Source organism: Mucilaginibacter sp., assembly GCF_036383575.1.
GTDB lineage: Bacteria > Bacteroidota > Bacteroidia > Sphingobacteriales > Sphingobacteriaceae > Mucilaginibacter.
The window spans coordinates 1-12,227 of record NZ_DASVOB010000785.1 but is presented as its reverse complement, the minus strand read 5'-3'; the positions used below and the strand labels follow the sequence as shown (position 1 = coordinate 12,227).

At 43.5% G+C, this 12,227-nt stretch carries 10 protein-coding genes; 7 read left to right on the top strand and 3 right to left on the bottom strand.

The features are described 5' to 3' along the window. Both VF500_RS27950 and VF500_RS27945 read left to right on the top strand, forming a co-directional pair. Positions 1-1,016: AMP-dependent synthetase/ligase (locus VF500_RS27950; RefSeq protein WP_330862809.1), on the top strand; the 1,016-nt coding region annotated here is incomplete at its 5' end. Between the two features lie 147 nt (positions 1,017-1,163). Further along, complete coding sequence (locus tag VF500_RS27945) at positions 1,164-2,366, top strand: DUF763 domain-containing protein (RefSeq protein WP_330862808.1); 1,203 nt, start codon at positions 1,164-1,166, stop codon at positions 2,364-2,366. Here VF500_RS27945 and VF500_RS27940 read toward each other — a convergent pair. Then, the gene (locus VF500_RS27940) at positions 2,358-2,891 is read right to left on the bottom strand and encodes a DUF4142 domain-containing protein (protein ID WP_330862807.1); all 534 of its coding nucleotides are present in this window, start codon (positions 2,889-2,891) and stop codon (positions 2,358-2,360) included. The two genes, VF500_RS27945 and VF500_RS27940, sit on opposite strands and share 9 nt — an antisense overlap. A 448-nt stretch (positions 2,892-3,339) precedes the next feature. On the opposite strand from VF500_RS27940, the gene VF500_RS27935 reads away from it, so the two are divergent. The 4 genes from VF500_RS27935 (at position 3,340) to VF500_RS27920 (ending at position 9,448) form a co-directional block, all read left to right on the top strand. After that, positions 3,340-3,978, top strand: coding sequence for a response regulator (locus VF500_RS27935; protein WP_330862806.1), 639 nt, complete (start codon positions 3,340-3,342; stop codon positions 3,976-3,978). 101 nt (positions 3,979-4,079) lie between these two features. After that, the gene (locus tag VF500_RS27930) at positions 4,080-5,990 is read left to right on the top strand and encodes an AAA domain-containing protein (protein WP_330862805.1); all 1,911 of its coding nucleotides are present in this window, start codon (positions 4,080-4,082) and stop codon (positions 5,988-5,990) included. Between the two features lie 89 nt (positions 5,991-6,079). Then, positions 6,080-8,407: a family 20 glycosylhydrolase gene (locus tag VF500_RS27925; protein WP_330862804.1), complete on the top strand. Its 2,328-nt coding sequence runs from the start codon at positions 6,080-6,082 to the stop codon at positions 8,405-8,407. A 3-nt stretch (positions 8,408-8,410) separates the two neighbouring features. Further along, complete coding sequence (locus VF500_RS27920) at positions 8,411-9,448, top strand: LLM class flavin-dependent oxidoreductase (protein WP_330862803.1); 1,038 nt, start codon at positions 8,411-8,413, stop codon at positions 9,446-9,448. On the opposite strand, the gene VF500_RS27915 is transcribed toward VF500_RS27920, so the two are convergent. After that, a complete protein-coding gene (locus tag VF500_RS27915; RefSeq protein WP_330862802.1) occupies positions 9,445-10,230 on the bottom strand; it encodes an alpha/beta hydrolase in 786 nt (261 codons plus the stop codon). The two genes, VF500_RS27920 and VF500_RS27915, sit on opposite strands and share 4 nt — an antisense overlap. 126 nt (positions 10,231-10,356) lie before the next feature. On the opposite strand from VF500_RS27915, the gene VF500_RS27910 reads away from it, so the two are divergent. After that, a complete protein-coding gene (locus VF500_RS27910) occupies positions 10,357-10,782 on the top strand; it encodes an SLATT domain-containing protein (RefSeq protein ID WP_330862801.1) in 426 nt (141 codons plus the stop codon). A gap of 35 nt (positions 10,783-10,817) precedes the next feature. Here the strand turns inward: VF500_RS27910 and VF500_RS27905 are convergent. Then, positions 10,818-12,227: glycoside hydrolase family 9 protein (locus VF500_RS27905; RefSeq protein ID WP_330862800.1), on the bottom strand; the 1,410-nt coding region annotated here is incomplete at its 5' end.

Here is a 12,227-nt window from a genome sequence, read left to right as displayed (position 1 = left end):
GCACATCTGCAGGTGGCCTTAAAACAAAAATATTTCTTTGGGCATTTGAGATCGGTAAAAAAGTACGCCTGGTGCAGGAAGCCGGCAAATCGCCAAATGTTATTCTAAAAGCACAACACGGCATTGCCGAGAAACTGGTATTCAGCAAGATCAAGGAAAAAACCGGCGGACTGCTGAAATTCATGGTTTCAGGAGGTGGCGCACTGCCTAAAAACATCGGTGAGTTTTTTGGCGACCTTGGTATTGTAATTTTAGAGGGTTTTGGCTTAACTGAAACATCACCCGTAATGGCGGTTACAGAACGCCACAGGGTAATTTATGGCACCGTTGGCCGTATCATTCCTGGTATTGAAGTGGCTATCCAAAATGTGGATACCAAACACATCTACAGCATCCAAACACACGATAACTTTAAAGAAGATACCCTTACCGAAGAAGGAGAGATCATTGTTCGCGGGCATTGCGTAATGAAAGGATACTGGAACAAGCCTGAAGAAACCGCTACAGTTATTGATTCGCACGGCTGGTTCCATACCGGCGATATCGGCAGGTTTTTCCGCGGTAACCTGCAGATCACCGATCGTCTTAAAAACATGCTGGTTAATGCTTACGGTAAAAATATCTATCCTACCCCGGTGGAGAATACTTACCTCAAAAGCCCTAAAATTGAGCAGGTGTTTTTAGTAGGCGATAAACGTGAATATATTGCCGCCATTATTGTACCCGCCCGCGAAACACTGCAGGAAACCTTTAACCTTCAAAATGATTTCTTTGAACGCCCTGAAGTATTTATTGATGATAAAGAAATTGTTGATTGGATAGGTTCCGATATCCGCAAATACAGCAATGAGCTGGCCAAGTTTGAGCGCATCAAATCATTCAAGATAAAACGTAACCCTTTCAGTATGGACGAAGGCGAGATCACCCCTACCATGAAAGCCAAACGCAAAGTCATCGAAAAGAAATACGCCGCCGATATCGACGAGCTGTATGTTGGTGAGACGGAGGAAGACTAAACAGAACCGTGATTTTTAGGATTTAAGGATTTCTTGATAGATAACGTCAGTCCATCAGGTAATCATTAAATCAGGATTCAAACTTATTATCTGATAATCCTTCAATCAAGCGCATCAGGGTTCTGTTTTTTTACTAACTTTGTTAGCATGAAGCGATCAGGCAGTGCTGACTTACCTTTACATTATGGTTATGTACCACAATGGCTTGCCGAGCGTATGGCTAAGCTTGGCCTTGCTGTGGTGGAAACCATTGTGATGGATTATGGTAAGGATGAAGTGCTTCGCCGGTTAAGTGATCCTTTTTGGTTTCAAAGTTTAGGTGCTGTTATGGGGATGGACTGGCATTCGTCGGGTATAACCACTTCCGTGATGGGCGCATTGAAGAAATCCATTAACCCGCACAGCCGCGAATTGGGAATTTACATTTGCGGAGGGAAAGGCAAACACTCAAAACAAACTCCGGCCGAGCTTTTAAAAGTAGGCGAAACTACCGGGCTCGATGGCAATTACCTGGTGAAATGCAGTAAGCTGAGTGCCAAAGTTGATAACACTGCCATACAGGACGGCTTCCAGCTTTATACCCACAATTTTATTTTAAGCGATACCGGCAAATGGGCCGTAGTACAGCAAGGCATGAGCGACGCCAGCAGCACCGCCCGTCGTTATCACTGGCATTCGGAACAGTTAAGTTCCTTTGTTGATGATCCGCATGCGTTTATCTACGGCAAAAACAATGGCTATATCCTAAACATGACCGATAAGGAAGCGGATGGTTCACGTAACGGCGTGATGCAAATTGCAGCCGAAAACCCAGGTATCATGATCAGAGAGATCAGCAAATTGGTGATGCCCAACCATCATGAGGTATACGCCAAAGATGTAGACCTGAAACGCCTCGGCGCTGTACTTTGGCTGGCGCATGAAAAACAATCCAAAGATTTTGAAGACCTCTTATTGCTTCAAGGTTTAGGCCCACGTACATTACAATCACTGGCATTAGTAAGCGAGGTGATCCATGGCACACCATCGCGGTTTAAGGATCCCGCAAGGTTTTCTTTTGCCCATGGAGGTAAGGATGGTGCTCCCTTTCCGGTTCCAACCAAAGTTTACGACGAAACATTGAGCACCCTGCAAACAGCTATCCAAAGAGCAAAAATGGGCAATAATGATAAAAATGAAGCCATCAAACGCCTCTCCCAAATAGCCGAAAACGCCGAAAAGGGTTTTACGCCCAACGCCAACTTTGATAAGGTTATCGAAAAGGAGCGGAACGATTCATGGAAATATGGGGGCCGTACGGTTTTTGGCAAAGCTCAACCACCTGTGCAGCAACAATTAAAGCTATTTTAACGTAGTGCTGATAAACTTTGCGGTATCTAAATGTGCCTGTAAACCGGGCAGCATTTTAGTAGCAAAATCGGCAAGGGTTGTATTTTTCCTGTCTTTTGCGGTTGTTTTGTACAGGGCTATTTGCTCGGTATGATCGTTTATTACCAATTGGATATAAGCCTTGTCAAACGCACCCGCTTTCTTAAGGTCCAGATCATCAATGATCTGCTGATGCATGGGGCTTATAACAACCGAATCGGCAATAAAATTATCAGTCCTGAGCTTTTTAAAATCATCGGCAAGCATAGTATGATCATCGATCATGAGTTTGGCAAACTGAATAACCTTCTGATTTTTTGAATTTGCAATTGCCAAACCGGAGGCTTTTACAGATGCAAGGGTTGATTCTTCTCCACTTTTAATGAATAATAAACCGTTATCATCTACCAGGGCTTTGTTATAATTATTGGCATGCCGGTTACTCTGGCAGGATTGTGTCATCACTAAAGCAAACAGAAATAATAGGACACTGGCTGATTGGCTCATGTTAGTAGTTTAGTGTTTCAATATAACAAAAAAAAGTCGCTGTGGTTTTTTATCCTTATTTGATATAATTTCTGAATTTAATTATTGCTCAAAATAGCTTCTTTAACAAGATAATTAACGGCTAATACTGATAGTAATTGGCTCCTCAAAAAAGAACGGATTGTAATTTTTAACATACACATGAGTTATAAAAAACACACTTGTATTTATAGTTAATCTTTTTTATATTTAAAACAATTACCATAACAAGCATGATTATTAAAATGCGAAAAATTAAACCATTTTTAATCTGCTTTTATAAATAACTCAGCATTAAGGAATTGAATTTTACAATCTTAACAATTCCGACAAAAATAGAGGCCAATTTGTAAAATTTCAAGTACAAACAAACAAAAGGGCATCAATGTTGAGGCAGTTAAATGAATAAACTAAACAAAACCTTTGCACTATGTCTAATGCTGAAAAAATCACCTGTTATTGCTTTAATAAAGACTGCGCTGCCTCCATATATAATGATACCACCTGCTTATCCATACAAGTACCTTTGGAAGTTGCATTATCACGCACACTTAATTGTATTGAATGTGGTGCAGAACTGTTATCTCCGTTGCTTATCGAGATCAAGAAAGACATCCTCAATCTAATAAAAGATGATCAGCAGCGTTCTGTAGCTATTATTGACGATGACATTATTTTTCACGAAACTGTTAAGATCATACTAAAAGACAATTGGCTAAATGCAAGTTTTTTTATGAACCCTGAGCCGGTTTATAAAACCCTGTATAACAACCGCAATAAACATACGGAGATCCCAAACATTATTTTCCTCGATCTGGATATGCCCTTAATGGACGGATGGGAGTTCCTGGATTTGTTTAACGGCATTTACCGTTCGCTGGTAAAACCGGTCTCCATTTATATAATTTCAAATTCTGTTGATCCTGCCGACCAAAAACGCATCAAAACATACCCATTTGTTAAAAGCTTTATTTCCAAACCATTAACAAGGCATTTCTTAGGCAAGATAAACGAAGAGCTTTCTAAAAATGCAGCTGGTTTGGAGCTAAAGCCGGCATCTGACTGGTAGCAATATAATTACTGATCAAATTATTAAAAGGGAACCTGCCGGTTCCCTTTTGCGTTTTATGAGATTATATAAAAGCCGGGGTTAAACTTTACCTTTGCCAAATGGACTATTTTAAAAAGCTGCTCAACCTGTTACAAATTGAGCAGGATGAAGACCGCCAGGCATACCTCAAACTAACGGAAACAGCTTCAACTGCCGAACGCAGGGCTGCAGGAATTAGCTGGTATCCCATAGCAATAAAAGGCACTGAAATAGGTCGCGGGGATTACCTGACTGTAGAAGTTGAGCGCCCTTCTCATCAGGACCTTAGCCACCAGTTCAGGTTTGGCGCTTCGGCTGCTTTGTTTTCAAACCATGATCCTAAAACCGATCGTATAAACGGCACCGTAGCCTACCAGGGAGGTAACCGGTTAAAACTAACCCTTAATACCGATGAGCTGCCCGACTGGAGCCGGAACGGTAAGCTTGGCATCGATCTGCTGTTTGATGATAACAGCTATGATGAAATGCAAAAGGCATTAAAACTGGCTGCTAAGCTTGTCGATGATCATAAAGAAGGTCATCTTACCCGCGTGCTTACGGGGCAAAGTGCACCTGCTTTTATTCCCGAAACCATTCATTACCCGCTTAATGGCTTAAATGCTTCGCAGAAGCAAGCCGTTCAAAAAATAGTTGAAGCGCAGGAGATCGCAGTTGTTCACGGGCCACCGGGTACCGGCAAAACAACTACTCTTGTACAGGCAATCAAAGTGCTTATCAAGCAAAACAAACAACAGATCCTGGTTGTAGCACCAAGCAATACAGCTGTCGATCTATTGAGCGAAAAGCTAAGCAACGAAGGTTTAAATGTGCTGCGAATAGGCAACCCGGCAAGAGTATCTGAAAAGTTAATGGCCTTAACTTTAGATAGTAAGATAAGCGCTCATGCCGACATGAAGGAGATCAAAAAGCTTAAAAAACAAGCTTCGGAATACAAGAATATGGCGCATAAATACAAGCGCAATTTTGGCAAAGCCGAACGCGATCAGCGTAAGGCGCTTTTTGATGCTGCACATCAGATCATCAAAGAAGTAGATAAAACCGAACAATTCATTGCCGAAGACCTGATCAACAAGGCACAGATCATTACCGCTACACTTGTAGGAGCCAACCACTATACCATCCGCGATTTAAAATTCCACACAGTAATTATTGACGAAGCCGGGCAGGCCCTTGAACCTGCCTGCTGGATCCCGATATCAAAGGCTCAAAAAGTGATCTTTGCCGGTGATCATTTACAGCTCCCTCCTACCATTAAATCGCAGCAGGCGGCTAAAGATGGACTGAGCACTACCCTGCTCGAAAAATGCACTGCGCTTTACCCGGAAGCTGTTGTATTACTTGAGGAACAATACCGTATGAATGAAGCCATTATGGGCTTTTCATCAAAAGAATTTTATGGCAACAGGTTAAAGGCTCATGAGTCCGTGGCAAGCCGGTTACTGTTTCCTGGAGATCTTTCGCTTAGTTTTGTTGATACCGCAGGTTGTGGCTACGATGAAAAACAGGAAGGTACCAGCACGGCAAATCCCGAAGAGGCTGCATTCCTGTTCAAGCATCTTCATAAATTGGTCGACGAACTCACCGGGTATTATCCGGCAGAAAACTTCCCAACTATTGCAGTTATTTCCCCATACAAAGAACAGATCAGGATTTTAAACCAATTGTTGCAGGATTCGCCGGAGCTTATGATTTATGCCGATAAAATCGCTGTTAACACCATTGATAGCTTTCAGGGGCAGGAACGCGATGTGGTTTATATCAGTCTAACCCGCAGTAATACAGAAGGCGAGATCGGCTTCCTGAATGATATCCGCCGCATGAATGTAGCCATGACCCGGGCCCGTAAAAAACTGGTGGCAATTGGCGATAGCTCAACACTGGCATCTTCAGGTTTTTATGCAGATATGATCAGTTATGCCGAACAACTCAACGGCTATCAGAGCGCCTGGGATTATGCAGCATATGATTAAACGTCAATTATTTGTTACATAAGCTTTAATATTATTACAGCTTGGGATAATGGTTAAATTTATCTTTTAGCCTCACAACCATCGCTCGTATGAATTTTAAACCGTACTACCTGACAAAACTTATTGCTTTTATTAGCTTTTTTATTTTTTTAGGACAAGCCAGCAAAGTATCGGCCCAAGTAAATACCGATGACCCGCATTTGGGTATCATCCCGGCTCCTGCTTCAATCACCAAAAGCAGCGGTACATTTACCTTTACGCCGCTTACACCAATCAAAGCTGATAATCCAAAAGATAAAGCTGTTTTATGGCTGAAAGACTACCTGAAGGAGAACCGGCATCTGGCTATCAAGGTAGCCAAATACAATTCAAAGCTTAAAGCAGCAAAAGGCAGAGGTTTAATATTAACCGCAAAGGGAGCCGATAAATTACCAAAGGAAGGTTATAAATTAACCATTACTCCGCGTAATATCATCATAGTTGGTAAGGATGCCGGGCTGTTTTATGGTATCCAAACCTTGCTACAACTTTTCCCGATTGAAAATGCAACTGCGTACCAATTGCCTTGTGCAGTTATTGAAGATTCGCCACGCTTTGGTTACAGGGGCATGATGCTGGACGTATCACGCCATTTTTTTACTATCCCGCAGGTAAAAAAGGTGATAGAACTTATCGCCTCCTATAAACTCAATACCTTTCACTGGCATTTGGTTGATGGCCAGGGCTGGCGCATCGAGATCAAAAAATATCCCAAACTTACCGAGGTTGGTGCCTTTCGCCAGCAAACCATGTTTGGCAGCAACCGCGACTGGCCCGATTCGCTTAGTTATGGAGGTTTTTATACCCAGGAGCAAATTAAAGACGTAGTGAAATTCGCGGCAGATCGTTACATCAATGTGATCCCCGAAATTGAAATGCCGGCCCATTCTGAAGCAGCGTTGCGTGCCTATCCCGAATTTAAATGTGATACCGTTGTTGGCCAGAAAGCCCCGCGCGATATCAACAACCTGTACTGCCCTACCGAGCAAACGTTTACCTTTTTAGAGGATGTACTTACCGAAGTAATGGCACTTTTCCCAAGCAAATACATCCACATAGGCGGTGATGAGGCAGGTAAAGAACCCTGGAAGCAATCGGCCTTTTGCCAGGCTTTGATGAAGGAAAAAGGCCTGAAAGATGAAAAGGAACTGCAAAGTTATTTCGTTCAACGGATAGAGCAATTCATTAATTCTAAGGGTCGGAGCATTATTGGCTGGGATGAGATATTGGAAGGAGGCCTTGCCCCTAACGCCACCGTAATGAGCTGGCAGGGCGAAGAAGGTGGCATCAATGCCGCCCATCAAAAACATAACGTGATCATGACGCCGCAAACTACCGGTAATTACTTTGATCATTACCAAAGCAGCTCTCCGCAGGAGCCTGTATCATTTGGCCGTTACGCCACTTTAGAGGAAACCTATAACTATGACCCGGTTTCAAAACAACTGACTCCCGATGAACAGAAATATGTAATTGGCACACAAGGTAACCTTTGGACGGAGTACGTCCCTACAGTAGCCAAACTACAATACCAGATCATGCCGAGGGTATTCGCTCTTTCAGAAGTGGCCTGGACTCAACCTGCAAATAAAGACTATACCAATTTCTCTGAAGTTAGGCTGGCCAAACATTTTGCAAGGCTTGATGCTATGAACTACAACTATCGTGTGCCAACTGCTTTAACTACCATTGATACGATGGTTGTGGGGCCGAAGTTTGTTTACACGCTAAAATCGGTTGTTCCCGGTGCTAAGATCTATTATACGCTTAACGGGCGTGATCCGCTGGATACTGATCTGCAATATGACGGTCCAATCACTTTCTCCATTCCGCAAAACGAAAAACGCGAATTACGCACCCGTGTAATTACACCATCGGGACGCAGAAGTATTGCTACACGTACATTGATGTACAATAAAGCGCCTGGAGCTGCAGTAAACTATACAGCTAATAAACAGGGGTTGAAATACAAATTGGCAAAAAACACGTTCACCTCTCCCGATCAGCTTAATTACGTTACTGCAGAGGATTCATCAACCATCAATAAACTGGATGCCGAAGCCCTGAAAAAAGACAACCCTAATTTTGGTGTTGTTTATGACGGTTATGTGAATGTTTTAGCCGATGGTACTTATAACTTTACCCTTGCAAATTATGCCGCCAGCCAGTTATTTATTGATGGCGTACAATTAACAGAAGCTGAATATGCGCTGCCGCTGGCAAAAGGCTTTCATCAAATAAAGGTAAAGTATATATACAATGCGCCGCCGCCGTCAACCGGCAGGTACAGGCCTCGTGTAGCACCGCTTAAAGTATATGTTACTGCGCCCGGTAGTTTTGAAAAGAAAGAGCTGAACGCGGCCGATCTTTATTATTAATACATGGAATTAGGTATAAGTACCTTTGGCGAGATACATCCCGATGGTAAAAGCGGCAACGCTCTAAATGCCCACAAACGGGTTCAGGAATTATTAGAAGAAGTAAAGCTGGCAGATGAGGTTGGTTTGGATGTGTATGCCTTCGGCGAGCATCACCGGCCGGATTTTGTGATCTCAGCACCCGAGATATTGATCTCTGCTGCGGCAGCTATCACCAAAAATATCCGCTTATCCAGTTCGGTTACCGTATTAAGCTCAACCGATCCGGTGCGTACATTTCAAAACTTTGCCACTGCCGATCTGGTATCCGGTGGTCGTGTTGAAATGATAGCCGGTCGCGGATCATTTATCGAATCGTTCCCGCTTTTTGGTTTCGACCTGAATGATTACGATGCGTTGTTCACCGAAAAGCTTGAAATGTTTTTGCAGATCAACAAGCAGGAAATTGTTTCATGGAAAGGTAATTTCAGGGCGCCGATCAGAAACCAGGGCGTTTATCCCCGGCCCTTACAACAAGAGATCCCGGTTTGGATTGGCGTAGGCGGTACCCCTGCCTCGGCAAAAAGGGCCGGTTCACTAAACCTGCCCATGATCATTGCCATATTAGGCAGCGCACCAAAACATTTCGTTCCGTTCGTTGAGCTCTACCGTGAATCAGCAGCGAAAGCCGGGCATGATATAAGCAAATTACAACTGGCTATCAGCTCGCAGTTTTACGTAGCTGAAAACTCACAGCAAGCCGCCGATGAGTTTTACCCAAGCTATGAATCCCTAATGACCCGTGTTGGCCGCGACAGGGGCTGGTCGCCGATGACAAGGGAACAGTTTGAATACCTGCGGGATTTTGGGCCGTTAGTGGTTGGAGGTGCTCAACAAGCCATTGACAAGATCATGCAGCAATACGAGCTCTTCGGTAATACCCGTTTTATTGCTCAATTGGTTACGGGCTTTACCAAACACAAGGATATTTTGAAAGCCATTGAGCTCTACGGTACAAAGGTAGCGCCCATTGTACGCAAAGAAACCAAGGCAAAAGCTTAAGCTTTTGCCTTGGTTAAAAACTCTTCGATAATAGCGACAGCGGGGTAGTCTCCATCCCTGCCGATATCTTCAATTTCACCTATATAATCGCCATGACCTCCAGGCAATATACAAAGCTGAGCATCAGCAAGCGTGCGGTATAGCTGAAGGGTATGCTCAGGCCTGATCACGTCCTTATCACCGGCTATTACCAATGCGGGCATGGTTATGGAACGGATAACGTCATCACTCCAGTCTTGAAAAGCCAGCATTCGGTCGCGATCTCGGTTATGCATTATTTCTAAAGCAGCCTGGTCGTTGTTTATGGCGAGGAAGGCTTCCTGCAAGGGTTTGGGCATATTATCCAGGCTGGCATTCGGCATAAAATCCCAAAACCAGGAGTCGAAGCCATCGCGCCTGTAAAAAGAAGAAGCGATCACTATTTTATGAACCAGATCCGGGTGCCTGATAGCAACCTGCATAGCAGTATTACCACCGTTACTAAAACCCATAATATCGGCCTGTTTTATATCTAAATGTTTGAGTAAAGCTGCAATGTCATCGGCATCCTGTTCAAAGGAGGTAGGTACACCTCTGTCAGGCGTACGGCCATGCGCCTGGAGATCTACCCCTATCAACTTATGTTTTTTCGCGAAGCTTGACAATACCCTGCCAAATGTAACGTCAATATCAGAACCACCTCCGTGAATTAGTGCCAGCGGGAAACCCTCGCCGTGAATTTCGTAATACATTTTGAGGCCGTTAACTTCGGCATAGCTACCGGTGCCTTTTGTTTGTGTCATATCGATAGGTTTATGTTATTGATTCAATCTCTGGTAAATTTAGCTTGATTTTATATAAATCATGTATATTTATCAAACATCAGTCCTGCAAGATAATGATGACCATAACCTTACGCTAAAACTTAAATGAAAATCGAAGAATTAACTAACGATGTATTTTACCAAGATGTTGAAGAAACCATCGAAAAAATTAAACGAAAAAAAAACCGGTATCTTTTCTTCCATTACCTTTCACGGGTAATCACTTTTACCGCCGGTGTTACGATTACCATACTAACGGGTTTAAAAGACATAATAGTAATTAATCCGGATAAATCCATTTTGTTTATAAGTGGTGGTATAACGTTATTAGCGGCATTTGAAGGCTTGTTTAGTTTAAAAGAAAAAGCGATGAATTATGACTTGTTCTTACATAAGCTGCGAGCGTTAAGAAACGAAATAGGCTTTGATTATATTGAAGGGCTATATCAAGAAACAAAGAAGGAACATTTCAAGCAATTCCAGGCGGCTCTTGAATTTAAAACCGAAATAATAAAAAGTTCTTTCGATTAATATACCTGTATTGATATCTTAATAGTATCAAGTAATTACTCCTTAACAGCCATCGCCGTAACTGCCTGTAAATACCAGGCTGCGTGGGGAAGCCATTGTTCTGTCCAGCGCCATTCATTGCCATCGTCTTTCATTTTAAAATCAATACCGCTGCCGTCAGGATTTTCCTTTTTTCCGGTGATGCCATTAGAGATACCACCCTTACCCGATCCGTGGCCGAAGTTTGAACTCATGTACGGCACGTTATTTTTGCCATACTGGTACATAAAACATATCTGATAAGGGTTACATCCCAAAATCCAGGCTATTTGGTGCGAAGCATATTCGGCCAGTTCCCTTTTTACGCCCCAGCCGCCTTTTTCAGGATAAACCAATCGCCCTCCTACTAATGCCGCTGTAGCCAATGAACCGAGGCGGGCATTTTCGCCCTGCCACCACCAGCCGGTTTCATTTTCATGCGGGATAAAGAAACCATCTTTAACAGCCCCCCTGAACTTAAACGATTGACGGGCATAGCCAAACGGGTTCTCTACATTATCGGTTATCTTCAGGTTATAATCCAAAGCCTTTTTTATGGTTGATAATGCCACCGAACGTTTTTCAGCTTCCTGCTCCTTATCCAAATACCTGCATAGGGCTATAACCGGCAAACCCGCATCAGCTGCATGCCAGAAGGGCCTGTCGCCGTCATCAGCAATAAAATAGCCAGCGGGGCCCATTCGCTTGTTCAAATTTTGTGCGCGTTTGCGGGCTTCGTCGCGGTATGAAGAACTATCGGTAGCTATCCACAATTCGGTAGCAGCCATCAGCGCACAATAATCATCAATGATGTTTTCCTTACCGTCGTCATCGTATTTGGTATTGTTCGCCAATAAATGAGCAAAGGCCCGCTTAGCAGCAGCAAGGTATTCGGCTGACTTAAAATCACCGTCTTTTTTTAATTGTGAGATCCGCGCCAGCGAAGCAATCGCCATTCCGCCACCTTCACGAAAAGCGGCCTGGTACTCATCAGTAGTAACGCTGTTTGCCTTTAAGCCTACCACACGGCGGGCTTTAGGATCTTTATTAAAATAGCTGAATACGATCATGTAAAAATAATCGTCTTTCGATAAGGCGCGCATCATATAATCGGCTCCCCAAAGGGCTTCGTTCACCATACCATCGTAGCTGCCCAGCTTATTTAACAAACCCGTTGCAGTTTGTACCGTATTGATCATTGACCACGTTACCAGGGGTATTTGCTGGGGAGATACAAAATTGGCATAAGCTAAATGCGAAAAGTATTTGCTTACATCGCCCGAGGCATCGCACCAGCCACCGCGCAGATCAACTGTTTTATCGCTGCCATAAAGCTGAACAGCGGCATCGGCCTGCAACTCAGTTGGCGTGTTGGCCCGTTGCCTGTTATAATAGCTCAATACCGATGGAATGGTAGCTACCGCCAG